The following is a 25,927-nucleotide window of genomic DNA, read 5'->3' as shown; positions in this document are numbered from 1 at the left end:
GCAAGGGCGGTTGCCCCGGCGGAGGCGGCGCGGTGGGAGGCCCGCGCCGACTTCGCCGGGTCAGCGGGGAGGTGCCGAGTCCAGGATCCGCAGGGCGAACGGCGCGATGGGGGCCATACGGCGGCGGCGGAGGTCGAGGGTGGGTGCGGGGGCGGACAGGCCGTGGGCGGCGAGGAGGGTCATCAGGGGCCAGATGAGGTCGGGGCGGCCGGTGAGGGGGAGTTCGGCCGAGTCGGGGGTGATGACCTTGGCGGGGGTGACGCCCGCGAGGAGGTTGGTGCGGGGCCAGTCGACGACGTAGGACGTGCCGCGCGGGGCGACGCACAGGACGACGTCCCGGGTGCGGTGGAGGACGGCGAGGTAGTTCATCGGGAGGGTCAGGCGGCGGGCGGCGTCGAACGGCGGTGTGCCGTCCTCCGGTTGGACGCGGACGACGGTGTCGAGGACCGGGCCGTGGTCCTGGAAGGTGGTCGTGCCGCGCAGTTCGACGAAGCGGGCGCGGATCAGGTGGCCGCCACGGCGGGACCAGCGGCGGCCCGAGGAGCCGAACTCGCCCGTGGGGCCGGGCAGTTCGTCCACGATCCAGCGGGACTCCTCCCCCGGTTCCGTGACCGGTGCGCGGTCCTCGGGGTGGGCGCGGATTCGCTCGGCCAGGGCGGTGTAGCGTCCGGCCGTGTGCGGGTCCAGTCGTCGCAGGTCGATGGTGTCGCCGGTCATCACGACTCCTCCGGCCGCCCGTGAGATCCGCATCTGCTCCAGCAGGCGGCCGGGGCGCCGGGTGACGTCGGTGCGGTGGCCGTCGAGGTCGAGCAGCCGACTGGTCCTCGTCCCCGCGAGCAGCAGGCTGCGCGGCCATTGGGCGGTGATCTCGCCGGGGGTGGCCGGGGCGGCGTCCGAGGCTGTGCCGGGGACGGCGTCCGAGGAGCCGGGAGGCCCGGCGAAAGGCCCGGTGGAAGGCCCGGCGGCAGGGGCCGGGTGGATGAGGACGACCAGGCGCCCGGCCGTCACGGCGGACAGGCACATGGACGGCACCCGCCACTCCCGCGTGACCTCGAACGGGTCGGCGCCCTCGACGCCGTGCACCCGCAGCCTCAGCCGGATCAGCGGCGTGAACTCGTCGGGCGTGTAGTTGCCGAAGTGCTTCGTGAAGGTGGCCTCGCCGTCGGGGCTGTAGCGCACCAATGACGCCTCCAGGACGTCGGCCCGCGCCAGCCACGCCCGCGCCGGGCCCTTGGGGGACTCCGGCGTCAGCATCACGAGAGTGTCGTCGTCGTAGCGGACACTCGCGTCCTTCGCCCGGTCCCGGCGCGTGATCCGGGGGAACCCCTGCCGCGTGGACGTGTAGGCCGCGACGGGAATCGTGACCGTGCCGGCCAGGCCGACGCCGAGGCAGACCAGCGCGGCGCCCCGGTCGGTCCCGCTGTGCCATATCTGGAGCCCCATCAGCAGGAAGAACGGGCCCGCGATGCAGCAGATCGCGGTGAAGAGGAGATTGCCGATGAACGCACCGGCGTAGCTCCGCATGTGACCCTCCCCGGAGAGTTTCCTACGCGGACGCGGACGCGGACGCGGACGTCGGCGGGCGCGACGGCGTCGGCGGGCGCGTCGGCATCGGCGGGCGCGTCGGCATCGGCGTCGGGACCGGGACGGGGCACGGCGCCGGAGTACGGGCGGCCCTCACGGCGTGACCCCGTCCCCGGCGTACAGGTAGCCGCCGGGCCGGGCGGGGTCCGCCACCAGCAGCACCTGGTCCCCGGCGCGCGGAATCCGCAGCTTGGAGACGATGGTCTGGAGCGCGATCCGGTCGGCGGTCCCGTTCGGCTGGAGGACCAGGTCGACCACCGGGTCGAAGTTGACGAGCCTGCCGGTGTCGGTGATCGACACGACCACGGCGGGGGTGGTCGGCGCCCCGGCCGCGAGCAACTGCTGTACGTCGAGGCCGGAGTTGTACGCCCCGATGGACTGCTGGACCCGGCTGAAGTCCTCCTCGCCGAGGAACGCGCGGGTGGTACGGCCGTAGAAGCCCTTGCCGCTGGCCACCTTGCCGGCGATCTCGGCCGCCCGCTCCTCGCGGCTCTGGCGGCGCTTCCTGAAGATTCCCATGACGGCTGCTCCTTCTGGTGATGCCCGGTCCCGTGCCGCCCGGCGCACGCCCTGTGCACGGTCTGTGCACGTCCTGTGCACGCCCGACGCGCACCCGGTGCGGTACGGAGACGGGGGTCGACGGGCTGACGACAGGGACGCTAGGGGGCCGGGAACACCTACCGATCCCAGGTTCGCCAGCCCGATTCCGTACGACGTACGCTCCTCACATGCCGCCTGCCAGCCAGCCGACCGGCGCCCCGGCCCGAGCGCGCGCCATGGTCATCGACCGGGCGTGGCGTGCCCTCGGGCCCGGGCTGGAATCGCTGAGCGGCCCCGGCGGGGCGCCGTTGACCAGGACGGTCAAGCTGATCGTGCTGCCGCTGATCGTCCGGCCGGCGCTGCACCCCGAATTCGCGGCGGACTTCCTCGTGCCGGAGCAGGCCGCGCGGCTGGAGGCGCTGATCCGGGAGTCCGGCGGGCGGCTGGAGGCGACGGCGCGGTGGTTCACGCTGCTCAAGAGGACCCGCAGAGCGCTGGGCGTCGTGGCCGGCAACCCCCAGGACCTGTACTTCCAGCGCTGCTTCGAACTGGCCACGGAACATGGGCCGCCCTCGGCCGGTGCGGACGCGGTGGCCAGGGACGTCGTGGAGGACGTGGCCGACACGGCCGGCGGACGCACGGTGGAGGCGCTGAAGGAGCACCTGGCGGACGGCGTCCGACGCGCCCGGCTCGAACGGGAGTTGGCCGCCCGCTGGAAGAGCCGTCAACCGGCCCCCGCCGCCGACGCGTTCACGGCGGCCGTCGCGGCGGCCGAGGTGCTGGAGTCCTGCGGCATCGGCAACGGCGGCAGCAACGCCCCTGACCGGTCGCGGAATTCGGCGCGGTACGCGGCCATGGTCGAGGCGGGCCACGGCGCGTCCTTCGGCCGGGCGCTGTGGGCGGCGGACGCGGGCGACGGGGTGTGGGGCCGGGCCGATCTGCCGCCTCATCTCGGGCTCACCGCACGGCAGTCGCCGCCGTGTCCCGAGGTGGGACGGGGCGCTTCGACGGCCACGCTTCCCGCGCCCCTGGACCGTACGCTCTTCGAACGGCTCTTCGTCGTCCTCCAGTCGTCGGCCCGGCGCGACGAACTGCCCGCTGTGCCGGACCTCGTGGACCGGGAGGTCGGCCGCGGTTGCGCCCCGCTCGGTCTGTACGACGAGAGCCTGCGGGTCGCCGCGGTCCTCGGCGGGCGGCTCGCCGTCGGCCTCGACCCGCTGGGCAGCGGCGAATCCGCGCTGGGGCGGACGGCCGCGCACCGGGCCGTCAACAGCCGCTGGCGGCGCGAGGCTTCGGTCCTGCGCGCCCGCAGGATGACGGTCTCCCCCCGGCCCGACCCGGACGGCGGGGTCCTGGACGCCCTCGCGCACGACCTCCGCGCGCCGTGGGCCGCGTACATGCGGCGGCTGTGGGTGCGGCTGCACGGCCGGGACGTCCACGGGGCGCCGCTGGCGGACGCCGGGGCGGCCTGGGCGGTGCTCGACGGGGTCGCGCGCTCGGTGATGATGGACCACCGCGCGAGGGTGAGGTCGGCGCTGCGGAGCCTGTCGGCGGGCACCGCCGCGGAAGCGGCCGAGCCGAGGAGCGCGTGATGGCGGGCGCGGACCTCTACGTCACGCGGGGCGAGGACGGGACGGTACGGATCACCGCCGGTCCCGGCCCTTCCCCCGGCTCCCCTGCCGACAACGGCGGCGACCCGCTCGTCCCAGACCCCAGCCCCAGCCCTGGCCCCGGCTCCGGCCCCGGCTTCACCGAAGCCGTCCTCGACGTCGCGGGCGCGGTCCTGCTCTGGCCCGTCCTCGGGGACCCGGTCCTGCCGGTGGCCGAGGTGGACGACGTGGAGCGCGCGCAGCAATGGCTCTGGGCGGTGTACGGCGAGCGCGCCGCCGCTGCCGTGCGGTCCTGCGCGGGCGGAGAGGGGGCCGGGGAGACGACAGGCGAGGCGGCCGGGGACACGGTCGCGGGCCCGGCACCAGCGCGGGTGACCGGCGACGGAACCGCTCTGGCGGACGCCGCCGCCCGCCTCGCCTTCGGGCACTGGGCCTCCCGGTGGTGGCCGGCGTCGTACGCGGACGGGATTCCGGCGCTCGAACCGGACGTCCTCGGGCTGGAGTTGGCCGCGCTCACCCACCGGTGCCAGGAGCTGTTCGACGACCGCGGGGACCAGCCGGACGACTGCGTGGCGGAACTGATCGAGGACCATCAGGCCGCTCTCGACCCGCTCGTCCGGTGGTGGCGCGCGGAGCCGCGGTCCGGGCACACCGCGCGTCACCTGGAGAGCGTGCTGCGGCTGATCGACGGCGCGGCCGACGCCGCCGGTCTCGACGGACCGGAGCTGCGCCGCCTCCGCGCGGAGCTGGACGCGGACCAGGACGCGGACCAGGACGCGGACCTGGACGCGGACCGTACGGCACCCGCGCCCCTCACCCCCGGCGCGCTCTTCGCCTCCCGCCTCGGCTACACCCTCGCGGCGGGCGAACCCCTCGCCGTCGGCGGCCGGGTGATCGCCCGGGGCACGGGGACCAATGACTGGCGCCGCTACCCGCCCGGGTTCGTGGACGCCGCCGAGTCGGCGGTGTCCTGGACGGCGCGCGCGCTCGGCGGGCGGCGCCGGATCGAGGTCGAGGTCGTCGCGCACATCGCGGCGCCCGTCGGCGGCGCGCCCCTCGTCGCGGAGGTACGGGTCAACGGCGGGCTCCCGGTCCGCGCGCCCCTCACAAGGCGGGACGACGTGTGGACCGGCCGCGCGGATCTGGAACCGGGCCTGTCCGCAGGGGAGTTGACGCCGCGCTTCGAGGTCGCCGTACTGCTGCCGGGCTTCGACCCCGGTCCAGGCCCGGAAGGCCACGCCGACCGTGAGGCGGTCCGCGCGCTGGTCCGGGACCGCCTCGTGAGCGCGGCGGCCCGACCGGCCGAGGGCACGGCGCCGTACGACGCGTCGGCCCGCGCCACGCCCTCGGCCCCCTTCCTCGCCGAGATCGTCGCCGCCACCACCACGGGTGAGGACTACTGACGCATGACGACAGGTGACGAGGGGAGCGCCGGGCCGGACGCGGAGGTGATACAGCTCTACGGGGAGCCGTTCGACTCCGGCTTCGCGCTGGCGCAGGAGCACCAGCTGGCGGCGGATCACGGGGCCGCGTCCGCCGTGTACGAGCAACTGCTCGCGCTGGCCGAGTCGGTCGAGGACTCGCCCGACGTGCGCTTCCTCCGGGCGCATCTGCTCTCCGACCTCGCGAGCGTCCGGCTCACCGCCACCGACCTGACCGGTGCGGAGGACGCCGTCGAACGGTCCCGCCGCCTTCTGGACGGCATCGCGTCCGAGCCGATGGGACCGCGCGGCCGTCAACTGTGGCTGGAGGTGCTGCTGAAGACGCTGCTCTGCGGGGCCGACCTGCTGCGCAGGTCCGGGCGCCTGGACGAGGCGCTGGCGTCTCTGGACGAAGCGGCGCTCCGGCTGCCCGAATTCGAGGACGTCGAGGGGCTGCGCGCGTCCGAACTCGGCCTGAACCGGGTCCACTTGCTGATGGAGCGCGGCGAGTGGGGAAGAGCCGAGGAGCACGCCTCGGCCCTGCTGTCCACGATGCCGGAGACCGTGGCGGAACCCGGTGTGGAACCCGGAGCGCAGGCCGCCGCACGTCCCGTACTGGAAACCGTGCCCCGCCTCCTGACCGCCCTCGGTCTGATCTGCTCGTCGACCGGGCGGTACGACCTGGCCGAGGACTACTTCACCCGCGCCGAGGACGGTTTCCGCGCGCTGGGGGACGTCGGCGAGCAGCAAACGCTGGTCGTCCACCGCGCGTACACCGCGATGCACCGGGGCGAACCGGACCTCGCGGAGCGGCTGTTCGCCGAGGCGGCGGCGGTCTTCGCCCAACAGGAGCGCTTCGGTGACCTGGCGGTCTGCGAACAGGCCCGCGGGTACCTCGCCGGTCTGCGGGGCGACGCCACCCGCGCCGCCGGCCTGCTGGAGTCGAGCCTGGCCCGCTTCGAACGCCTCGGCGCCGTCATCGCCGCCGCCGACACCATGCTGCTGGGCGCCCAACAGGCGTACGACCGGGGCGACATCACCGAGATGAAGCGGCTGGCCCAGCAGGCCCGCGACGCGTACCAGGCGCGGGAGGTGTACGAGCGGTGCGCGCAGGTCGACCTCCTGCTCGCGAAGACCCTGGAGCACAATCTGAACGTCGCGGACCACGGCGCCCGCGAGCCGGAGTCCGTCGGCACCGCGCTCTCCCTCGCGCTTCCCGCCGCACTCGCCCTGGAGGCCGCGCGCTACGACTTCGCCACCGCCCACGCCCGCAGCCAGTGGCTCCAACTCGCCGACGATGCCATGGCGTTGGCCTTCCGGCTCGCCGTACGACGCCAGGACCAGGGGCTCCTGTTCGAGCTGGTGGAGCACCGCTGCGCGGGCGCCTCCCTGGCCCTGGACCGTACGACGGTGTCGGCCACGCGCACCGGGGCCGCCGGGCCCGCCGTCTTCCCCGGCGCGGCCGTGAAGGTCTACGGGCCCGGCGGGCGCGACGGCTCCGCGCCCACGCTCGGCGGTGTGGCGGCGGACGCCGCCGCCTCCGCGGGACTGCGCGTCGCGCCGCCGCCGAAGGTGCGGATGTCGGCGGAGTCCGGCCGCGTCGCGCTCCAGGAGTACGTCGCCGCGGCCGAGTTCCGCTATCAGCGGCGGATCGTGGACGAGGAGGAGGTGCCGTTCTGGGTCACCGACGACCTCACGGCCCGCCCGGTGGTCCAGATCCGGCTGGCCGACGCCGACGACCTGTTCATGGCCTGGACGTGGGCCGGCGGAGTGCGCGGTTTCGGCACGGGCCACGGGCCCGCCGACGAAGTCGACCGCGCGGTGGGCGCGTTGGCCGCCGCGCTACCGGGGGCGGGCGACGGGGCGGAGGGAATGCGGCGCGCCTTCGCCACGGGCGCGCTGACCGACTGCGAGGCCGAGCACCGGCTCGCGCGGGAGCTGGCCCGGGCGCTGTGGCCCGAGGGGCTGACGGAGCAGATCCGGCAGGTCGCGGCGCGGGCGGGCCGTCCGCTGATCCGTATCCAGCCGTCGCCGAGGGTGGCACAGGTCCCCTGGGAACTGCTGGCCGTCGACGACACCGGCGACGTACGGCTCATCGAGCTGGCGGACGTCGTGACGACCGCACCGGCGTCGTTGCGGCGGACGCGGGTCACCGACGCGGGCGCCGACGCTCGGGAGGCCGACGCCGTCGCCGTGCCCCACGGCGAAACCGGCGCCGTCGTCCTCGTCCTCGACCCCCGCGTGCCCGGCTTCCGGGCCGACTCCCCGCTCGGCTCGGTCCTCGGACCGCCCGGCTCCGACCCGGAGTTGCTGTCCCTCGTCCGGCGCCGCCTCGACGCGGGCGCGGTCGTACCGTCCGTGGCCGCGCCCGCCGAGGCGTTCCGCCGTACCGACCTCGACCGGGACTGGCTGAGCGGGGCGCTGCGGAAGCGGCCACGGCGGCTGATGTACGTCGGGCACGTGAGCGGCGCGCCGGTCGAGGGCGGCCAGAGCGAGGACGGCACCCTGCATCTGTGCTGCGGGCCCGGCACCGACGGCCTCGCCGAGCCGGTCCGCACCCACCGGCCGCTGTCCGCCAAGGACCTGCTGCTCGGCACGCTCCCCCTGCGCGCGGACGGCGAGCCGGGCGCCCGCATCTGGCCCGCGCCGCCGCGCGTCGCCCTCATCGGCTGCGAGAGCGGCGGCGACCTGCGCTTCGCCGAGTCGTTCGGGCTGGCGACCGCGATGCTCCACAACGGCGCGGAGCTGGTCACCGCCGCGCGCTGGCCGCTCCCGACCAGCTTCGCCTTCCACCGCCTCGGCGGCCTGCCGGAGGCCGTACGTCCCCTGACCGACGCGGTCCTCGCCGTGGACGCCGCCCACGAAGACCCGGACCCCGTACGCCACTTCACCGGCTGGCAGCGCGAACGGCTCAGCCGCTGGCGTGCCACCGGCCGTGTCGAGCACTCGCCCCTGCTGTGGGCCGCCCTGACCTCCATCGTCGTCTGACCGCCGCTGCGGCCCGGCGCGGGCCGCGGCCGTAGCGCTTACCGGCGCGTGGCACCGGGCGGGCCGAGGAGACTGCCCATGCCCGCCACGACGGACGGCGCGATTTTGTAGTAGACCCAGGTCCCGCGCCGCTCGGAGGTGAGCAGTCCGGCCTCGCGGAGCTTCTTGAGGTGGTGGGAGACCGTGGGCTGGGAGACGCCGACGTCGGAGATGTCGCACACGCACGCCTCGCCGCCGTCGTGCGAGGCGATGAGCGAGAAGAGCCGCAGCCGTACGGGGTCGCCGAGCGCCTTGAACATCGCCGCGGTCCGCTCGGCCTCCTCGGCCGTCAGGGCGCGCTCGCTCAGCGGCGGGCAGCAGGGCGCGGTGTCCGCCGCAGGCGCGGGGAGCGGCTCGGTTTTCGACATGCGTCTATGTTGACACATGTCGAATCAGGGCGGCGGCCCGGACGTCGGGAGCGACGGATTCGACGGACATCTAATTTGACGGTCATCGATTCAGGTGCCACGCTGGCGGCACAGGACATCGACAGATGTCGAATCAGAGAGTCCGGGCGTCCGAGACTCCCGAGCGTCCGGGACTCCGGAACTCCGGAACTCCGGAACTCCGGAACTCCCGAGCGTCCGGGACTCCGGGAGCCAGAGACCTCAGAGGGGAAGCACCGTGAGCGCGTCCACCACCGCCCCGCCCGCCGTCGTGATCGGAGCCGGTCCGACCGGCCTCGCCGCCGCCGCCCACCTGACCGCGCGCGGTCAGGCCGTCCTGGTGCTGGAGACCGGGCCACGCGCCGCCCACGCCGTACGCGGCTGGGCGCACGTACGGCTCTTCTCCACCTGGGCCGAGCTGACCGACCCCGCCGCCGAGGAGCTGCTCGCCCCCACCGGCTGGACCAGGCCCGACCCGGCGGCGTACCCGACCGGCGGCGACTGGGCCGAGCGCTACCTCCAGCCGCTCGCCGACGTCCTCGGCGACGCCGTCCGCTACGGCGCCACGGTGACCGGCGTGTCCCGCGTCGGCCGGGACCGGATCGTGGACGCCGACCGCGAGCGGCAGCCCTTCACCGTCGACTACGTCCTCGCCGACGGACGTGAGGAACGCGTCCTCGCCTCCGCCGTCATCGACGCCTCCGGCACCTGGACCCTGCCCTCCCCCGCGGGCGCCAACGGGCTCCCGGCCCTCGGCGAGCGCGCGGCGCGCGACCGTATCGCCTACCGCGTACCGGACCTCGACGACCCTTCCGTACGGGCCCGTTACGCGGGGAAACGCACCGCCGTCATCGGCTCCGGCGCCTCCGCCTTCACCGCGCTCGCCGCACTGGCCGACCTGGCCGAGGCCGACGGCGGTACGGGCACGCACGCGGTGTGGGTGCTGCGCCGCGGCCTGTCCGGCTCGACCTTCGGCGGCGGGACCGCCGACCAGCTCCCCGCGCGCGGCGCCCTCGGCCTCGCCGCGAAGGCCGCCGTGGACGACGGGCACGCGGACGCCGTCACCGGTTTCCGCACCGACGCCGTCGAGCGCGCCGCCGACGGCCGCGTCGTCCTGGTCGGCGACGACGGCCGCCGCCTGGACCCGGTGGACGAGGTCGTCGTGCTCACCGGCCTGCGCCCCGACCTGTCGTTCCTGTCCGAACTCCGCCTCGGCCTGGACGAACGCCTCCAGGCCCCGGTCGCGCTCGCCCCGCTCATCGACCCCAACCAGCACTCCTGCGGCACGATCTACCCCCACGGGCACCGCGAACTGGCCCACCCCGAGAGCGGCGTCTACCTCGTCGGCATGAAGTCCTACGGCCGCGCGCCCACCTTCCTCGCCATGACCGGTTACGAGCAGGTCCGCTCGGTGGCCGCCGCCGTCGCCGGAGACCTCGAAGCCGCCGACCGCGTCGAACTCACCCTCCCCGACACCGGAGTCTGCGGCGGCGCGGGCCTCTACGACGAAGCCGACATCGACGCCGACGCCAACGCCAACGCCGGTCAGGGCGGCGGCTGTTGCGCCCCGACGCCGCGACTCGTCCAGCTCGGCGTCGGGGCACCGGCGGCAGTGGCGCAGGAGGGCCCGGCGGGCTGCTGCTGAGCGGGCCGCGCCACGGGTCGGGCCACGGGGGGGTCCGGGCGCGGGGTCCGGTCGCGGGTCCAGCCACACGTCCGGCCGCGGGTTCCGGTCGCGGGGGTCCGGCCGCGCCATCAAGGAGTGCGGCCGAACGGTCAAGCCGCGGCGGGCCGCGCCCGTGAGACTGGGCGCATGACCTCAGAGAGCTATGCGACCAGTACCGAGCCTGCGGCGGTCCGCGGCACGGACGACCCGTCCGTGGAGGCCGCCGCGGGCGGCGGACCCGGCGCGGCCTCCTGGGCCCCGGTCGCGGCGCTCACGCTGGGGATCGGGGCCCTGGTCGGCAGCGAATTCCTGCCCGCGAGCGTGCTGCCCGCCATGGCGTCGGACGTCGGCGTCAGCGAGGGCACGGCGGGGCTGGCCGTCGCGGCCACGGCGATCGCGGGCGCGCTCACCGCGCCCACCATCGCCGTGCTGCTGCCGCGCACCGACCGCAGGACCGTACTGATCGGCCTGCTCGCCGCCGCCGTGCTGTCCAACGCGGTGGTGTCGGTGACGCCGAACTTCCCGCTGCTGCTCGCGGGCCGCCTGCTGCTGGGCGTGGCCATCGCGGGCTTCTGGTCGTTCGCGCTCGGGGCGGGGACGAGCGCGGCGCCGGGGCGCGACCACGTCGTGTCCACCAGCCTGGCGCTGGGCGTGAGCGCGGCCACCATCGTCGGCGTACCGCTCTCCTCGGTCCTCGGCGACGCGGTGGGCTGGCGGCCGGTGTTCTGGGCAGCCGCGGGCCTGAGCCTGCTGGCGCTGGCCGCCGTGGTGGCGACGCTGCCGCCGGTGCCCGCCCAGCCGGGGGCGGGGCTCGGCATGCTCCGGCAGGCGCTGGCCAACCGGCGGCTGATGGCCGGGGTGGGCTGCATCGTGCTGCTGGCCTTCGGCAACTTCGCCGCCTACCCGTACATCCGGCTCGCGATCGAACGGGTCACCTCGGGTACGACGGTCTGGCTGCTGCTCGGCTGGGGTGTGGGCGGCCTCGCGGGCAACCTCGCCGCCGGAGCGCTCTCCCGGCGCCTCGGGCTCGCCGTCGTCGTCGCGCCCGTCCTGCTCGGCGCGAGCCTGCTCGTGCTGGGCACGACCTCCGGGCTCCCCGTCGCGGTCGTGGCGATCGTCGTCTGGGGCTTCGGCTTCAACATGGTCCCGGTCGCCACCCAGTTGTGGGTCACCCGCGCCGAGCCGAAGCGCGTCGAATCCGCCCTCTCCTTGCAGGTGACCGCCTTCCAGGTGGCCATCACGGCCGGCTCCGCGATCGGCGGCGCCGTGGTCGACAACGGCGGCGTACGCGGCGCCCTCCTGGTCGGAGCCGCCGCCGCACTCGCGGGCAGCATCGGCTTCGGCCTCCTCGCCAGGCCCCGGGCCTGAACAGCCGGTACGCGGCCCCCCGCTACTCCACGGACCCGCCGCCGCAGACGGCATCGGCTTCGGGGGGCCGCCCGGACCCCGGGTGGGAGCGCCAGGACTGGGGCGATCGGCCGTGGTCGGCGGAGAAGGCGCGGCTGAAGGCGGCGGCGGAGCCGTAGCCCACGGTGAGGGCGATCCGTTCGACCGGCTTGTCCGTACCGGCGAGGAGTTCGCGGGCGTGCCGCATGCGTACCTCGCGGAGCACCTGCGCGGGGCTGCGGCCCAGCTCGCGGCGGAAGCGCTCGCTCAGGGACGAGCGGGACAGGTGCGCGAAGCGCGCCATGCTGTCCACCGTCCAGGCCCGCCCGGGATGCGCGTCGAGCGCCGACACCAGCGCGGTCAGGCGCGGGTCCGACCGCTGCCGCGCGCTCTCCTCGACGGCCTGCACCATGGCGGCCTGGATCAGCCCGCCGTAGCTCGCGGCGAAGAGCGGATGCCCGTGCCTCGGGTCCAGCGGGCACATCCGCACCAGCTCCACGATGCCGCGGTTGCGCCCCGCGAAGTCCCGCGCCACCAGCGGGCTCGGCATCGGCGGCACCGCCCGCAGAGTGCCGACGGCCACCTCCGCGCGGGTCGGCGCGACGAGCCGGTACGTGGTCCTGGCGTCCACGTGGAAGGCGTCCCCGGCACACAGCGCCTCGGCGCCCGCCGCCGTCTCCAGCCGCGCGTCGCCGTCCAGGACCAGCGCCCAGATCGCGCCGTCGCCGCCGTCCAGCCGCTCTCCCGGGCCCAGTCGGCGGACCGTCACGGCCACCATGTCCCACGTCGGCACACCGCGCACACCGCCGAGGGGCGCGGCCGACCCATCCACCAGCGTCATGCACCGGCAAGCGCTCGGGCCGCCCGCCCTATTCCTCGGCGGCCCGGTACGGCTACGGGGTCCGGCGGACCGGTACGGCTACGGGGTCCGGCGGACCGGCGGCGGTCCGAGGCGGGCGAAGGAGCGGGTGAGGCCGCGCTTGAGGAGCGTGGACAGCGGGCGTTCCACCAGCCGGTGCACGAGGTAGCTCAGCAGCAGCATCGCGCCGATGAGCGCGGCGACCAGCAGGCGCGGGTCGGCGCGGTCGCGCAGGTAGTGGATGGCGGTGGTGCCCGCGGCGTAGTGGACCAGGTAGAAGGGGTAGGTCAGGGAGCCCGCGGTGGCGAGCCACCTCCACTGGAGGCGGTCGGTGAGACCGACGGCGACGCCGACCATGAAGAGCAGGAAGACGGTGTAGAGCAGGAGCGCGCCGCGCCAACTGGAGACGTGCTCGACGGTGTCGACGCGCTGGGCGATCTCGCTCTGGGCCATCAGCCAGGACATCCCGAGGATGCCCCACAGCAGCAGGTCCTGGCCGAAGCGGTGCATCAGGTACAGGGCGAGGCCCGCGATGAAGTACCAGGCGGCGTCCGGGTTGGCGAGCAGCGTCAGCGCGGGCGTCCCGGCGACGGGGGCGAGGGCGGCGGCGACGCCCCACACGCAGCAGAAGACGACGACCTTGCGGTAGGTCAGACCGGTGGCCACGACGAGCAGGAAGATCAGGTAGAAGCGCAGCTCCGACCAGAGGGTCCAGTAGACGCCGTCGACGTCGGCGATGCGCGAACCCTGTTGCAGCATCGAGAGGTTGAAGAGCGTGTCGCGCGCGGAGGCGGGCGCCTTGAAGACCGCGGGCCACAGCGTGAGCACGGCGGCGGTGAACAGCACGCCGAACCAGTACGCGGGGTAGAGCCGGATCACCCGGGAGACGAAGAAGTCCCGCGGTCCGCGCCCCCAGCACGACATGCAGATCACGAATCCGCTGATGACGAAGAAGATCTCGACGCCGATCCAGCCGTAGGACGACACGCGGAAGACGGCCGGGAAGACGTGGGAGGCCGGGCGGTCCCAGACCGGATTGTGCGGCTGGTTCACGCGGTTGGTGCCCACGTAGTGGTGGAGCGCGACCATCAGCGCGGCGCACAGCCGCAGCGCGTCGATCACGTACAGCCGCGGGCGGCGCGCGGGCGGGGCCGGTGCGGCCAGGGGTCCCGGCGCGGGCAGCGCCTCGGCGGCGGGGCGTTCCTCGGTCCGCAGCACCCCGCCGGCCGCCGGGCCGCCGCCGCCCGCCGGGCCGCCGCGGCCCCCCGGCCAGTCGTCGCCGGAGCCGCCGCCCGCATGCCTCATGTGCTGATTCCGCCAGTTCGGGTCCGTGGTCAGGGCTTCCGTCCGCGCTCTGTCGCGCGCTCCGGAGCACTTCAACGTAGGGCGGTCGCTCGGCGCGAAACCAGGCCCGCGGGCCGGGATCGGGAACGGTTCAGCAGGTTGTCGTCCAGCGCTGGGCAGCCCGCAAGGAGATGACCGTATGAAATTCACCCCGGCTGCATCAGGGCCCCTCGGCCGACACCCGCGCCGCCGTACTTCTGCGTGCTGTTCTGCGTGGTCCCGGCCGGTGCCGAGGACTTGACTCGGCGGTGGGGCAGCGGCCGTCGGGGCCGCGGACCACCAGGTCAGGAGAGGTCATGACGGCGATCGGGAATGTCGTGCTGGTGCACGGCGGATTCGTGGACGGGGCGGGCTGGCAGGGGGTGTACGACCATCTGACGGCCGACGGCTACCGGGTGGCGGTCGTGCAGAATCCGACGCTGTCGCTCGCCGACGACGTGGCGGTCACGCGGCGGGTGCTGGACGGTCTGGACGGTCCCGCGGTGCTCGTGGGGCACTCGTACGGCGGCGCCGTCATCACCGAGGCGGGCAACCACCCCAACGTGGCCGCGCTCGCGTACATCACGGCCTTCGCGCCGGACGCGGGTGAGTCCGTCAACACGCTGATCGCCGACCCGCCGCCCGGTGCGCCGGTGCCGCCGATCCTGCCGCCGCAGGACGGGTTCCTCTTCCTCGACCGGGAGAAGTTCGCGGCGTCCTTCGCGGCCGACGTGCCCGCGAACGTGGCCGCCTTCATGGCCGACGCGCAGGTCCCGTGGGGCGTGGAGGCCCTGGCCGGTACGGTCTCCGAGCCCGCGTGGCGGACGAAGCCGTCGTGGTACCTGGTCGCGACCGACGACCGGATGATCCCGCCGCCCGCGCAGCGCGCCATGTCCGAGCGGGCCAAGGCCACCGTCTCCGAGACGCCCGGCAGCCACGCCGTGTACGTGTCCCGGCCCGCCGTCGTGGCCGCCGTCATCGCGCAGGCCGCCCAGGGCGCCAACGGCGGCTTCTGACCCCGGCCCGCCCCGCCGCCCGGCCCGCCGTGAGGCGGGTCAGGGCTGCGCGGACAGCGGGCGGCAGCGGTCGGCCGCCTCCGTGTCCCCGACCTCCGCGAACACCTCGGCGGCCCGTGCGTAGGCGCGCCGGCTCCCGTCGGTCCTGCCCTCGTCGGCCAGCAGGGCGCCCAGCGTCTCCAGTCCCTCGGCGAGCCGGAAGCCGGTCAGGCGCTGCGCGTCCAGGGAGGCGATCGCCGCGGTGAGCGCGGCGATCGCCTCAGGACGGCGGCCGAGGTGCCCCAGGCACTGGCCGATGCGGATCAGGCCCAGCGGGCGGCAGTGCGCCACGACGGTCGGCGCCATCCGCGGCTCCTCGTCGTCGATGACGGCGAGAGCGGTACGGAACTGCCGCAGCGCCTCGGTGTAACGGCCCTCCTCCCGCAGCGAGTTGCCGATCGAGGCGAGGGACTGCACATAGGAGTCCATGTCGCCGAGGGCCCGGAACGTCTCCGCCGCCCGGGACGCGGACGCGATCGCCTCGCCGGGGCGGCCGAGCAGGCGCGCCGCCCCGGCGGCGTACTGGTGGGACCAGGCGATCTGCGCGGTGGCGCCGCCGCGTTCGGCCAGCTCCAGCGCCTCACGCGCGTACCGCAGCACCGCCCGCGGGTCGCGGGACGGCACCCAGTGGACCCAGGCCAGATAGTTGAGCTGGGCCGCCTGCTGGGCCAGGTCGCCGAGGGCCGCGGCGGCCTCGGCGCCGAGCGTGAACACCTCGCGCCAGTGCGGGCCGTGCGCCCACCGGTCGGAGAACCAGTGCATGGACTCGGCGCAGTCCAGCACGGGCGCGTACCGGCCGCGGGCCGCGGCGGCCCGCATCGCGCCGAGCCAGTTGTCCACGTTCGCCCGCAGCCAGCGTTCGGCCTCTTCTTCCGAGGCCAGGCTCGGCAGTTCGGGGTCGGGCCGGTCGGGACGGCCGTAGCCGGGTTCGAACCACCGCCCGGCCAGGGTGGCCGTCCGCAGCAGCCAGGCCGTCACCCGGTCCGCCAACTCCGCGCGCCGCGCCGGGCTCTCCTCCTCCCGCAGCCGCTCGCGCGCGAAGAGGCGGACCAGGTCGTGGAAGCGGTAGCGCCCGGCGGTGCTGTCCTGGAGCAGGCCGAGGTCGACGAGGTCGTCGAGCGCGTCCCAGGTCTCCTTGACCGGCATCCGGCCCGCGACGGCCGCCAGGTCCGCGTCGACGTCCGGCCCCGGCACGGCGGCCAGCCGCCGGAACAACGCCCTTGCGGGCGCGGCGAGTTGTTCGTACGACATCCCGAAGGCGTTGGCGATCTTGAGGTCACCGGCCGTGAGCTGGTCCAGCCGCCGCTCCTCGTCCGCGAGCCGGGCGGCGAGTTCACCGGCCGCCCAACCGGGCCTGCTGGCAAGCCGGTTCCCGATGATCCGCAGTGCGAGCGGGAGACCGCCGCACAGCTCGGCGAGCCTGGTCAGGTCGGACTCCTCGTCGGTGGCCGCGCGTTCGCCGATGATCCCGGTCAGCAGGTGCGTGGCCTCCGGGAGCGGCAGCGGGCCGAGCACCAGCCTGCGGACGCCTTCGAGTCCTGCCAGCAGCCGCCGGGTGGTGATCATGGCCCGGCCCGCTCCCCCGGCCGGGAGCAGCGGGCGCACCTGCTCCTCCGACGCGGCGTTGTCGAGGACGACCAGGACGCGCCGGTCGCGCAGGACCGACCGGTACAGGGAGGCGCGGCCCTCGGTGGCGGCCGGGATGTCCTGGTCGCCGACGCCCAGCGCGCGCAGGACGTGCCGCAGCGCCTCGTCCGCGGTCACGGGCCGCTGCGACATGCCGAGCAGGTCCAGGAAGTACACCCCTTCGGGGAAGCTCGGCCGTACGGCGTGGGCGGCCCGGACGGCGAAGGTGGTCTTGCCCAGACCCGCGGCGCCGGTGACGAGACCGACCACCCCGACGCCCGGCGCGCTCTCGGCGTACACCAGCTCGCTCATCCAGACCAGTTCGGCGGCGCGGCCGGTGAAGTCCGGTACGGCGCCCGGCAGTTCGCACAGGCCGCTCGGACGCGTCCAGTGGCCGCGCAGGCGGCCGTCCCGCGCCAGGTCGAGCAACTCCGCGCGCGCGGCGCCTTCCAGGGCGAGCGCGTCGGCCAGCGCGGTCACGGTCCGCTGCTGGGGCCCGCGGCTCCGGCCGCGCTCCATGTCCGACAGCGTCCGGGCACTGACACCGGACGCCTCGGCCAGTCGCTCGAGGGTCAGCCGCGCCGCGCGGCGATGGCCGCGCAGCACCTCGCCGAAACCCGTACGTCCGGTGATGGCGCACCACTCCCCTCAGCTGCGGAGCCGAGGTGTCCCTCCCCGGCCGCCGGCCGGCGTCGTCCGAGGGTGCGGCGTTCCGCGTGCTCCCCGTCACCCGGCGGGTTTCCCCCGCCACCTGCCGGTTCCCTCGGACGGACGAGGTCGTGGGATGCACACTAGGAGCCTGGCGGGCCTGCCCGATTCCGTCATATGACGTAGTCGGGTGACGGCGGTCGGCCGGGGCGCGGCAGGGGGCAGTGATGAGCGACGGAGCCGGCGACGCGAGGGACGGGCTGCTGGTCGGCAGGGACGCCGACCTCGGCAGGCTCGGCGCGTTCCTGGCCGAAGTCCCGCGCCGCGGAGGGTCGTTGGCGCTGGTGGGCGAGCCGGGCGTCGGCAAGTCGGCGCTGCTCGCCGCCGTCGCCGGGAGCGCCGAGGCCGCCGGGATGCGGGTGCTGCGCGCGGACGGTGTGCAGTACCGGGCGCAGTTGAGTTACGGCGCGCTGCGGCAGTTGCTGACGTCGGTGCCCGAGGTCCGCGCCCGCGCCGCCGAACTGCCGCCCCTGGCCGGTGTCCTGGGCCTGGAGCACGACGCGGCACCCGGCCACCGGGCGGTCGTGGAGGCCGCGGCGGCGCTGGCCGCCGCGCTGTCCCGCGACCGCCCCGCCCTGCTGGTGCTGGACGACGCGCAGTGGCTTGACCGGTCGAGTGCCGTCGTCCTGGGGCACGTCGCCCGTCGCCTGCCGGGCACGGCCACCGGTCTGGTGTGCGCGGTCAGGCTCGGCGAGGAGAGCTTCTTCGACCACAACGGCCTTCCCCTGCACGAGTTGGGGCCGCTCCCGGAGGCCGCCGCCGACGAGCTGCTGCGCCGCCGCTTCCCGACGCTCGCCTCGCGGGTGCGGCGGCGCGTGATCGCCGAGGCCGAGGGCAACCCCCTGGCGCTGCTGGAGCTGCCCGCCGCCCTGACCGAGCCCCAGCGGCGCGCCTCCCAGGCCCTGCCCAAGCGGCTGCCGCTGCCGCAGCGGCTCCAGTCGACCTTCGCCTCGCGCATCAGGACGCTGCCACCGGCCACCCGGCACCTGCTGCTCGTCGCCGCGCTGGAGGGCAGCGGCACCATGATGATCGTGCGCCGCGCGGTGGCCGGCCGGTGCGATCCGAAGCACCTGGCCCCGGCGGAGCGCCTGCGACTCGTGCGCGTGGACGACGACATGGGGCGCGTGCACTTCCGGCACTCCCTCATCCGCTCCGCCGTCGTGGAGCTGTCGACCAGCGACCAGCGCCGGGGCGTCCACCGCGCGCTCGCGGCGGCGTGGGCCGCGGTCCCCGAACGGCGCGCCTGGCACCTGGCCCAGGCCGCCGACGAGCCGGACGAGTCGATCGCCGCGCTCCTGGAGGAGGCCGCCGACGTCGGCACACGCCGCGGCGACGGGCCCAACGCCGTTGCCGCGCTGGTCCGTTCGGCCGAGCTGAGCCCCGCGGGCGACGCGTACGCCCGGCGGCTGGCCAAGGCGGCGTACGTCGGCGCGAATCTCACCGGCGACGTACGCGACGTACCGCGCCTCCTGCACGACGCGCGGCAGGCGTCGCCGGACGCGGACTCCCCGGCCGTCGCGGTGGCCGCCGCGCTGTACCTGCTCAACAGCTACGGGGACATCGACACCGCGCACCGCCTGCTGTCCGGCGCCGTCGCGCTCCAGCCCGAGCCGTACGACCTCACGGACGCCACGCTCGTGGAGGCCCTGACCACGCTGCTGATGGTGTGCGTGCACGGCGGCCGGCGCGAGCTGTGGTCGGAGCTCGACGCGGCGCTGGCGAAGTGCGCCGCCGTCCCCGACACCCTGTACCTGCTGCGGACCACCTTCGGCGACCCGGCCCGCGCCCGCCCGGCCGACTGGGCGCGGCTCGACACCGCGATCCGGACCCTGCCCGGCACGGCGGACCCGGTGCGGATCGTCCGGATCGCCACCGCCGCCGCGTACGGCGACCGCCTGCACGCGATGGAGGCGCCGCTGCGGCTCACCGCCCGCGGCGGCCTGGACGGGCAGAACATCTTCCCCGCCATCCAGGCGTCGTTCCTGTGGAGCAGCCACGCCTGGTTCACCGGCCAGTGGGCCGAGGCGCGGCAGGTCGCGGAACAGGGTCTGCGGTGGTGCGAGGAGATGGCCTATCCGCTGCGCTCCTGGACCGGCACATTCGTCCTCGCCTGCCTGCACGCGGCCTGCGGCGAGTACGCGCGGGCCCGGCGGCTCGCGGACCGGATGGACCAGTGGGCGGGTTCCCGCAGGGGCTACGCCGTCGGCTGCTACGCCGCCCACGCGCGGACGCTGACCGCCCTGTCGCTCGGCGACTTCGACGAGGCGTACCGCCACGCCTCCCGGATCACGCCGCCCGGGACCTTCGCGCCGTTCGCCGGGCACGCGGTGTGGGCGGTCCTCGACCAGGTCGAGGCGACGGTACGGACCGGGCGGCGGGACGAGGCCGCCGCGCACGTACGGGCCGCGCGCGAGGCCGGACTGGACGCGGTGTCACCGCGGTTGGCGATGGTGCTGCTCGCGTCGGCCGCGCTGACGGCGGACCGCGACGACGAGGCCGTACGGGGTTTCGGCCAGGCGCTGGCCGTCGAGGGCGCCGAGCGCTGGCCCTTCGACCACGCCCGCGTCCAGCTCTACCTGGGTGAACGCCTGCGCCGGAGCAAGGCACCCGGCCGGGCCGGGCACCTGCTCGGCGCCGCCGCGGCCGGCTTCGAACGGCTCGGCGCCCGCCCCTGGGCGGACCGGGCCAACAAGGAGCTGCGCGCCTGCGGCATCCCGGTTGCCGCGCGCTTCCCGCCCGAGGGCCCCGCCCTGACACCGCAGCAGTGGGAGGTCGCCCGGCTGGCCGCCACCGGCCTGACCAACAAGCAGATCGGGGAGCGGCTACTGCTGTCGCCGCGGACCGTCTCGACCCATCTCCACCAGCTCTTCCCGAAGTTGGGCATCACCTCGCGGGCGGCGCTGCGGGACGCGCTGGACCGGACGGAAGAGCGGCGCGCCTGAACTTTTATCGTACGAACACCAATCCGCGGGCACCTCGGCTCCGAACTACCTCACGTATGAGGCCAGTCCGCGAGAGGAGTGCCATGGGACTCCTGACCGTCGACGTCCGCGCCACCCCCGCGGGCGCGGTCGTCGCACTCGCCGGAGCGCTCGACTACTCCACCGCGCCGCAGGTCCGCGAGGCCGTCGAACGCCTCACCCTCGCGCCCGGCCGACAGCTCGTCGTGGACATGGGCGGGCTGGACTTCATCGACTCCAGCGGTCTCAGCACGCTGCTCGCCGCCCACCACCGGGCGGAAGAGGCCCACGCCCACACCGTCCTGGCCGCGGTCCCCGAGCGGTTCGACCGGGTCTTCCGCGTCACGGGACTCGACCAGGTCTTCACCGCGGCGCCGAGCGCGGACGCGGCGGTCGAGGCGTGGACGGCGGAGCGCGGGACCGCGGGTGACGGGTGGGGGACGGAAAAGAAATTCCTGAGTCTTCGTGCGTGCGACGCGTGAGAGGGGGTACGTGCCTGGGGTCACAGCCGACGACGTTGGGCGAACACATGACGGCGATCACGCACGACGCGGGAACCACCGCACTGCCGACCGGAGTCGGCCGGAGCGTTCCGGCCGTGGGTGAGGTGCCGCAGGTCGCGGACCCGGCGAAGGTCTCGCCGAAGGACGCCCGCGAGCTGTCGAAGCTGTACTTCGACCGCCTCCAGTCGCTGGAGGAGGGCACCGAGGAGTACAGCCGCGCGCGCGGCACGCTGATCGAGATGAACATGTCCCTCGTCCGCTTCTCCGCCCGCAGGTTCCGCAGCCGCGGCCCGCAGGAGTGGGAGGACATCGTCCAGGTCGGCACGATCGGCCTGATCAAGGCGATAGACCGGTTCGACCTGTCGCGGGAGACGGAGTTCACCACCTTCGCCATCCCGTACATCGTCGGCGAGATGAAGCGGTTCTTCCGCGACACGTCCTGGGCCGTCCACGTACCGCGCCGCCTCCAGGAGCTGCGGGTCGAGCTGGCCAAGGCCCGCGACCACCTGACCGCCGTCCTGGACGCGCCGCCGACCCTCGCCGAGCTGGCCGCCTACCTGGAGATCACCGAGGACGAGGTCGTCGAGGGCCTGGTGGCCGCCAACGGCTACACCGCGGGCTCCATCGACCTGCCCGCCGGTGACGACGGCGAGGACGCCGGACGCTCGTACGCCGACACCATCGGCGCGGCCGACCCGGCGATGGAACTCGTCGAGGACTTCCAGGCGCTGGCTCCGCTGCTGGCGAAGCTGGACGACCGCGAGCGCAGCATCCTGCGGATGCGCTTCGGCCAGGAGCTGACCCAGGCCGACATCGGCGCGGAGCTGGGCTACTCCCAGATGCACGTGTCCCGGCTGCTCAGCCGGACCCTGGCCAAGCTGCGGGCCGGGATGCTCACCGACAAGTAGCCGCCGACCGGACAGCAGGACAGCCCCGCGACTCAGAGCACCACGGCCGCCGACCGGACAGCGATCCGCTCGGCGGCCGAGCTGTGCGCGGCTCGGCTCTGCCCGGCTCAGCCCGGCTCAGCGCCCGGGCAGCCAGTCCCGCAGCCGGATCAGGCCGTCGCGCAGATCGACCGGCCGTCTCGTGGCCGCCGGATCGGCGTGGTCGACGGCCGTCGCGGGACAGGCGTGTCCGCCGAGGCCCGCCAGGACCACCGCCTCGCGCTGCCGGGGCGTCAGCCGCTTGAGGTCCGTCCGTACCCGCGGGTCGGCGCGGATCTCCCGCAGCCGCCCGAGGATCGCGTCCAGGGTCGGGCCGACGTCGGTCCGTACGGCCTCCGCGTCCCGCCCGGACCTGAGCAGGCCGACCAGGCTTCGGTGGACGCGGGTGACCGCCCAGGTCAGGGCGTCGGCGTGGGCGGGGTCGAAGCGGGGCGCCGTGCGCCAGACGTCGACCAGCGCCTCGCGGGACAGCTCCTCGGCCCGCGCCGCGTCGCCCGTCATGCAGTGCGCCAGGCCGTAGGCGGCGGGGGCCAGCAGCGGATAGAGCCGGTCGAAGGCGTCGCGGTCGCCCTTGCCCGCGCGGATGAGGAGTTCCCGCACGTCCGCGCCTTGACCCGGGTCACCGCTCGTATCGCCGCCACCCGTACCGCCGACCGCGCTGCCGCTCGTACCGCCGACCGCGCTGCCACCCGTACCGCCGCTCGTACCGCCACCCGTACCGTTCATAAATGGTGAGCTTCCCTCGCAGACCGTTCCCATACGCGGCCAAGGCTCCCACGCCACCGCGGACCGCACCCACGAAAGCCGCCGGGACGCGGTCGTCGGCGCCGTGGCCCGCCGTTCGCCCGCGCGACCCGGGGGGCGGGCCCTCATACTGGTTCGGGGACAGGTGTTCGGATCGTTGTGGCGGGAAGCTGACAGGGGCCGGAACGCGTGGTTGGCTGGCGCGCGAAAACGCCGTCTGACGGAACGGGCAAGGTTGTGGCGGGAGCGATGGAGTACCCGGGCGGCGTACGGGCGGACGGGCTGCCGGCCGTACTGTCCGACCCCGACCGGCTGGCGGCGCTCGACGCCAGCGGCATGGTCGGCTCCGCTCCGGAACGGGTCTTCGACGATCTGACCAGGCTGGCGGTGTCGGTGACCGGTGCCGCGATCTCCGCGATCACCTTCGTCGGCGAGTCCCGTACGTACTGGAAGTCGGTACCGCACCTGCCCTACGGGGACGTGGAGAGCTGGCAGAACGCGGTGGGCGACAGCTTCTGCTACTTCGCCGTCGGTGAGAACGGGCCGTTCGTGGTGGAGGACGCGGAGAAGGACCCGCGGACGGCGGGCCATCCGGCGATCGGGCCGTGGAGCGTGGGCGCGTGGGCCGGATTCCCGATCGTGACCACCGACGGCCAGCCGATCGGCACCATGTGCGTGATCGACGCCAACCCTCGGGTGTGGACACCGCAGGAGCTGGAGACGATGTCGGTCCTGGCGCGCGCGGTGTCGAACGAGATCAACGTGCGGATGTCGCTCGACCGCGTGCACACCGCGCTCCAGACCGCCGAGAACGCGCTGTCGACCGCGCAGGGCGCGCTGGCCGCCTCCCGCGAACTGGCCCGCAGCCTCCAGGACAGCCTGCTGCCCCCGGCCCTGCGCCCGGTGCCGGGCGTGGACACCGCCGCGCTGTACATCCCGGCGAGCGGCGGCATCAGCGTGGTGGGCGACTTCTACGACCTGTTCCAGGCCCGCGGGGCGTGGTGGACCGCGGTCATGGGCGATGTGTGCGGCAAGGGCACCGAGGCGGCCAAGGTGACCGCGCTGGCCCGCTACACGCTGCGCGCCGACGCCGGTGAGCACCTGTCGCCCGCGGTGGTGCTCGACCGGCTGAACACCGCCATGCTCGCGCAGGGCGCCCCCCGCTTCCTGACCGCCGTCCAGACCACCTTCCGTACCACCGGGTCCGGGGTGTCGGGGCGGCTGTGCCTGGCCGGACACCCGCCCGCTCTGATCCGCCGCGCCGACGGCCGCGTCCGGCAGACTGGCGCCTCCGGCACCCTCCTCGGCGTGGTCGACCCCGTACGCCTGACCAACGTCCGCTTCCGGCTGGCCCCCGGCGACCTGCTGCTGCTCTACACCGACGGCGCGTGCGAGGCGCGGCCCGACCCGCGCGGCGCGGGGCCGCGGCGGCCGATGTTCGACGAGGCCGCCCTCGCCCGTACCCTCGGCGACACCCACGCCATGGGCGCCGCCGAGACCATCGAGCACATCGCCGACACGCTCAGCGACTACCACGGCGGCTGGGCCAGCGACGACACCGCGCTGCTCGCGCTGCGGGTCCCGCCGCGCGCCTGACCCGGCCGGGTCTCGTTCCGCGTACGCGTACGCGTACGCCTTCCGGTGCGGTGACGTGCCGCCGTGGTGACGTGCCCGTGCGGTGACGTTTCCGTGCGGTGACGTTTCCGTGCGGTGGCGTGCCGGGCGTTCCCCAGCGGTGTCCACAGCCTGTGGACCGGCCGCGGCGGGGTTCGGGGAAGCGCGGGGCGCGGGGCGGGGTGTGCGGCGTGCGTACGGGGAAGCGCGGGGCAGGCGTGGGGGGTGTGCGTACGATGATGCCGTTCCGGTGCGACATCCGGGCGGCCGTCTGCTGGGAGGGCGAGATCGACCTCTACGCGGTTCCCCCTGCCCGTGGGGCGCCGGTCGTACGACGGCCGTCGAGCGGTGCCGCGTGATCAGCGACCGCATGGCGGAGATCCTGCGGGCGCTCCAGACCTCGGACTGGCCGGACGTCGCCGGTGAGGTCGCCGAGACGCTCGGCGTGGACGGCATCGCGATCAGCGCGGGCAGCCGGCCCGGCGCGTCGGAGGTCCTGTGGTCCTCCGGTGCCGGAGCGCGCGCCTTCGAGGATCTCCAGCTCACGGTCGGTCAGGGCCCGGGACCCGACTGCCTGGTCGGCGGCACCGCGGTACGCGTCCCCGACCTGGGGCTCACGCCGGCCGGCCGCTGGCCCGCCCTGCTGCGGGAGACGCCCGCGCTCAGCGTACGGGCGGTGTTCTGTTTCGCGCTGCGCGTCGGCGCGATCACGCTGGGCGTGCTGACGCTGGTCAGGGACGCGCCCGGCCGCCTGACCCCCGAACAGGACGGTGACGCGGGTGTCCTCGCGGGCCTGCTGACCCGGCGTTTCCTCGGCCTCGGGGACGCGTGGACGCCGTCGGCCGGTCGTCCCGGGGCGCCTTCCGATCCCGCTCTGCCCGCCCCCGCGCTGCACCAGGCCGTGCTGCACCAGGCGACCGGCATGGTCAGCGTCCAGCTCGCCGTGCCGCTGGCGGAAGCGCTGCTGCGGCTGCGCGCCTACGCGTACGGCAACGACCGTCCTCTGGCCGACGTCGCCCGGGACGTCGTGGCCAGACGGCTGAGGATGGGCCCCGACCCGAGCCCCGGTCAGAGCCCAGGTACGAGCAACGATCCGGGCACCGATCAGAGCCCCGGTACGAGCACCGAACCGAGCCGCGGCCCGAGCCCCGATCCGAACCCGCCTTCACCCGCAGCAGACGAGGACTGATCTCCATGACGACCCGCGAACAGCAAGTCACCGAGGTCTTCGTCGAGGTGACCGACTTCCTGATCGACGACTTCGACGTGATCGACTTCCTCCAGAAGCTGTCGGTGCGCTGCATGGAGCTGCTGGACGTCGCCGCCGTCGGCGTCCTGCTCGCCGACGAGAACGGTGTCCTGCACGTACTCGCGGCCTCCGACGAACACACCAGGCTGCTGGAGCTGTTCGCGCTCCAGCACGACCAGGGTCCCTGCGTCGACTGCTACCACGACGGCGAGCCGCGGACCAACGTCGACCTCGGCGCTCCCGAAGTGGCCGCCGCCTGGCCCCAGTTCACCGCCGGGGCCGAGGCCACCGGATTCGTCGCCACCAACGCGCTGCCGCTGCGGCTGCGCGGCCGGGTGATCGGCGCGCTCAGCCTCTTCCAGACCGACCCGGAGCCGCTGACGGACCAGGACGTGACCCTCGCCCAGGCCCTCGCCGATGTCGCCACCATCGCGATCCTCCAACAGCGCACGCTCGCCCACGCCGAGGCCGAACGCGACCAGCTCCAGTACGCCCTCAACGCCCGCATCACCATCGAACAGGTCAAAGGCATCCTCGCCGAGCGCTGGCACCTGGGCGTCGACGAGGCGTTCAGCGTCTTCCGCTCCTACGCCCACGCCCACGGCCGCAAACTCTCCGACCTGGCCCGCGAGATCGCCGACGGCACGCAGGCCACGGAGACCATCCGCACCTTTCCGACGCGGGCGCCGCGGACGGGCGCGTAGGAGCGGGACACTCAG

The 25,927-nt window shown here is 74.8% G+C and carries 19 protein-coding genes; 12 read left to right on the top strand and 7 right to left on the bottom strand.

Annotation, left to right across the window (positions count from 1 at the left end):
• Window positions 1–60: 60 nt before the first annotated feature.
• A complete protein-coding gene (locus tag ACIP4Z_RS07730) occupies window positions 61–1,524 on the bottom strand; it encodes a hypothetical protein (protein ID WP_401305792.1) in 1,464 nt (487 codons plus the stop codon).
• Between the two features lie 153 nt (window positions 1,525–1,677).
• Complete coding sequence (locus tag ACIP4Z_RS07725; RefSeq protein ID WP_355340088.1) at window positions 1,678–2,103, bottom strand: hypothetical protein; 426 nt, start codon at window positions 2,101–2,103, stop codon at window positions 1,678–1,680.
• A gap of 209 nt (window positions 2,104–2,312) precedes the next feature.
• On the opposite strand from ACIP4Z_RS07725, the gene ACIP4Z_RS07720 reads away from it, so the two are divergent.
• Genes ACIP4Z_RS07720 through ACIP4Z_RS07710 form a run of 3 tightly spaced genes read left to right on the top strand, consistent with a single transcriptional unit; the run spans window position 2,313 to window position 8,143 of the window.
• Window positions 2,313–3,716: a hypothetical protein gene (locus ACIP4Z_RS07720; protein ID WP_401305790.1), complete on the top strand. Its 1,404-nt coding sequence runs from the start codon at window positions 2,313–2,315 to the stop codon at window positions 3,714–3,716.
• A complete protein-coding gene (locus tag ACIP4Z_RS07715) occupies window positions 3,716–5,137 on the top strand; it encodes a hypothetical protein (RefSeq protein ID WP_401305788.1) in 1,422 nt (473 codons plus the stop codon). Before ACIP4Z_RS07720 ends, ACIP4Z_RS07715 begins: the two co-directional genes overlap by 1 nt.
• Window positions 5,138–5,140: 3 nt before the next feature.
• Window positions 5,141–8,143, top strand: a complete 3,003-nt coding sequence (locus ACIP4Z_RS07710) for a hypothetical protein (RefSeq protein WP_401305786.1) — start codon at window positions 5,141–5,143, stop codon at window positions 8,141–8,143.
• 38 nt (window positions 8,144–8,181) lie between these two features.
• On the opposite strand, the gene ACIP4Z_RS07705 is transcribed toward ACIP4Z_RS07710, so the two are convergent.
• On the bottom strand, window positions 8,182–8,550 hold the full coding sequence (locus ACIP4Z_RS07705; RefSeq protein WP_401305784.1) for an ArsR/SmtB family transcription factor: 369 nt from the start codon (window positions 8,548–8,550) through the stop codon (window positions 8,182–8,184).
• 256 nt (window positions 8,551–8,806) lie between these two features.
• Here ACIP4Z_RS07705 and ACIP4Z_RS07700 point away from each other — a divergent pair, with 256 nt between their 5' ends.
• On the top strand, window positions 8,807–10,213 hold the full coding sequence (locus tag ACIP4Z_RS07700) for an NAD(P)-binding domain-containing protein (protein WP_401305782.1): 1,407 nt from the start codon (window positions 8,807–8,809) through the stop codon (window positions 10,211–10,213).
• A 168-nt stretch (window positions 10,214–10,381) separates the two neighbouring features.
• Window positions 10,382–11,602 carry an MFS transporter gene (locus ACIP4Z_RS07695; protein ID WP_401305780.1) on the top strand — a complete coding sequence of 407 codons (1,221 nt, stop codon included), beginning with the start codon at window positions 10,382–10,384 and terminating at the stop codon, window positions 11,600–11,602.
• A 22-nt stretch (window positions 11,603–11,624) separates the two neighbouring features.
• Here ACIP4Z_RS07695 and ACIP4Z_RS07690 read toward each other — a convergent pair whose 3' ends face one another.
• Both ACIP4Z_RS07690 and ACIP4Z_RS07685 read right to left on the bottom strand, forming a co-directional pair.
• Window positions 11,625–12,461: a helix-turn-helix transcriptional regulator gene (locus tag ACIP4Z_RS07690; protein ID WP_401305778.1), complete on the bottom strand. Its 837-nt coding sequence runs from the start codon at window positions 12,459–12,461 to the stop codon at window positions 11,625–11,627.
• Window positions 12,462–12,539: 78 nt separating this feature from the next.
• Window positions 12,540–13,784 carry an acyltransferase family protein gene (locus tag ACIP4Z_RS07685; protein WP_401305776.1) on the bottom strand — a complete coding sequence of 415 codons (1,245 nt, stop codon included), beginning with the start codon at window positions 13,782–13,784 and terminating at the stop codon, window positions 12,540–12,542.
• A gap of 335 nt (window positions 13,785–14,119) precedes the next feature.
• Between ACIP4Z_RS07685 and ACIP4Z_RS07680 the strand changes: the two genes are divergently transcribed.
• Complete coding sequence (locus ACIP4Z_RS07680) at window positions 14,120–14,818, top strand: alpha/beta hydrolase (protein ID WP_355340061.1); 699 nt, start codon at window positions 14,120–14,122, stop codon at window positions 14,816–14,818.
• Window positions 14,819–14,857: 39 nt separating this feature from the next.
• Here the strand turns inward: ACIP4Z_RS07680 and ACIP4Z_RS07675 are convergent, their stop codons facing one another.
• On the bottom strand, window positions 14,858–17,089 hold the full coding sequence (locus ACIP4Z_RS07675) for an NB-ARC domain-containing protein (RefSeq protein WP_391158375.1): 2,232 nt from the start codon (window positions 17,087–17,089) through the stop codon (window positions 14,858–14,860).
• Window positions 17,090–17,358: 269 nt separating this feature from the next.
• Between ACIP4Z_RS07675 and ACIP4Z_RS07670 the strand changes: the two genes are divergently transcribed.
• From ACIP4Z_RS07670 to ACIP4Z_RS07660, 3 genes are all read left to right on the top strand, one after another.
• A complete protein-coding gene (locus tag ACIP4Z_RS07670; RefSeq protein WP_401305773.1) occupies window positions 17,359–20,133 on the top strand; it encodes an AAA family ATPase in 2,775 nt (924 codons plus the stop codon).
• Between the two features lie 83 nt (window positions 20,134–20,216).
• Window positions 20,217–20,633 (top strand): STAS domain-containing protein, encoded by a 417-nt coding sequence (locus ACIP4Z_RS07665; protein ID WP_401305771.1) that lies wholly within the window; start codon window positions 20,217–20,219, stop codon window positions 20,631–20,633.
• Window positions 20,634–20,680: 47 nt separating this feature from the next.
• On the top strand, window positions 20,681–21,562 hold the full coding sequence (locus ACIP4Z_RS07660; RefSeq protein ID WP_355340050.1) for a SigB/SigF/SigG family RNA polymerase sigma factor: 882 nt from the start codon (window positions 20,681–20,683) through the stop codon (window positions 21,560–21,562).
• Window positions 21,563–21,679: 117 nt separating this feature from the next.
• On the opposite strand, the gene ACIP4Z_RS07655 is transcribed toward ACIP4Z_RS07660, so the two are convergent.
• Entirely contained in the window at window positions 21,680–22,327 is a 648-nt protein-coding gene (locus ACIP4Z_RS07655) for a sigma factor (RefSeq protein ID WP_401305769.1), read from the bottom strand.
• A 267-nt stretch (window positions 22,328–22,594) separates the two neighbouring features.
• Between ACIP4Z_RS07655 and ACIP4Z_RS07650 the strand changes: the two genes are divergently transcribed.
• The 3 genes from ACIP4Z_RS07650 to ACIP4Z_RS07640 all read left to right on the top strand — a co-directional run bounded on the left by ACIP4Z_RS07650 (window position 22,595) and on the right by ACIP4Z_RS07640 (window position 25,912).
• On the top strand, window positions 22,595–23,941 hold the full coding sequence (locus tag ACIP4Z_RS07650; RefSeq protein WP_401305767.1) for a PP2C family protein-serine/threonine phosphatase: 1,347 nt from the start codon (window positions 22,595–22,597) through the stop codon (window positions 23,939–23,941).
• Between the two features lie 373 nt (window positions 23,942–24,314).
• Entirely contained in the window at window positions 24,315–25,148 is an 834-nt protein-coding gene (locus ACIP4Z_RS07645) for a GAF and ANTAR domain-containing protein (protein ID WP_401305765.1), read from the top strand.
• 5 nt (window positions 25,149–25,153) lie between these two features.
• Window positions 25,154–25,912: an ANTAR domain-containing protein gene (locus ACIP4Z_RS07640; protein WP_391158389.1), complete on the top strand. Its 759-nt coding sequence runs from the start codon at window positions 25,154–25,156 to the stop codon at window positions 25,910–25,912.
• The last annotated feature ends 15 nt before the right edge of the window (window positions 25,913–25,927 follow it).

Source organism: Streptomyces sp. NPDC088910 (assembly GCF_044749865.1).
In the GTDB taxonomy this organism is placed as follows: domain Bacteria; phylum Actinomycetota; class Actinomycetes; order Streptomycetales; family Streptomycetaceae; genus Actinacidiphila.
Note: the sequence above shows the minus strand (reverse complement) of the source record. Positions and strands in the feature narration are given on the sequence as shown.

Coding starts and splice junctions, on each gene's coding strand:
- ACIP4Z_RS07730 (WP_401305792.1), bottom strand. CDS start 1,524: ATGCGGAGCTACGCCGGTGCGTTCATCGGCAATCTCCTCTTCACCGCG.
- ACIP4Z_RS07725 (WP_355340088.1), bottom strand. CDS start 2,103: ATGGGAATCTTCAGGAAGCGCCGCCAGAGCCGCGAGGAGCGGGCGGCC.
- ACIP4Z_RS07720 (WP_401305790.1), top strand. CDS start 2,313: ATGCCGCCTGCCAGCCAGCCGACCGGCGCCCCGGCCCGAGCGCGCGCC.
- ACIP4Z_RS07715 (WP_401305788.1), top strand. CDS start 3,716: ATGGCGGGCGCGGACCTCTACGTCACGCGGGGCGAGGACGGGACGGTA.
- ACIP4Z_RS07710 (WP_401305786.1), top strand. CDS start 5,141: ATGACGACAGGTGACGAGGGGAGCGCCGGGCCGGACGCGGAGGTGATA.
- ACIP4Z_RS07705 (WP_401305784.1), bottom strand. CDS start 8,550: ATGTCGAAAACCGAGCCGCTCCCCGCGCCTGCGGCGGACACCGCGCCC.
- ACIP4Z_RS07695 (WP_401305780.1), top strand. CDS start 10,382: ATGACCTCAGAGAGCTATGCGACCAGTACCGAGCCTGCGGCGGTCCGC.
- ACIP4Z_RS07690 (WP_401305778.1), bottom strand. CDS start 12,461: ATGACGCTGGTGGATGGGTCGGCCGCGCCCCTCGGCGGTGTGCGCGGT.
- ACIP4Z_RS07685 (WP_401305776.1), bottom strand. CDS start 13,784: ATGAGGCATGCGGGCGGCGGCTCCGGCGACGACTGGCCGGGGGGCCGC.
- ACIP4Z_RS07680 (WP_355340061.1), top strand. CDS start 14,120: ATGACGGCGATCGGGAATGTCGTGCTGGTGCACGGCGGATTCGTGGAC.
- ACIP4Z_RS07670 (WP_401305773.1), top strand. CDS start 17,359: ATGAGCGACGGAGCCGGCGACGCGAGGGACGGGCTGCTGGTCGGCAGG.
- ACIP4Z_RS07665 (WP_401305771.1), top strand. CDS start 20,217: ATGGGACTCCTGACCGTCGACGTCCGCGCCACCCCCGCGGGCGCGGTC.
- ACIP4Z_RS07660 (WP_355340050.1), top strand. CDS start 20,681: ATGACGGCGATCACGCACGACGCGGGAACCACCGCACTGCCGACCGGA.
- ACIP4Z_RS07655 (WP_401305769.1), bottom strand. CDS start 22,327: ATGAACGGTACGGGTGGCGGTACGAGCGGCGGTACGGGTGGCAGCGCG.
- ACIP4Z_RS07650 (WP_401305767.1), top strand. CDS start 22,595: ATGGAGTACCCGGGCGGCGTACGGGCGGACGGGCTGCCGGCCGTACTG.
- ACIP4Z_RS07640 (WP_391158389.1), top strand. CDS start 25,154: ATGACGACCCGCGAACAGCAAGTCACCGAGGTCTTCGTCGAGGTGACC.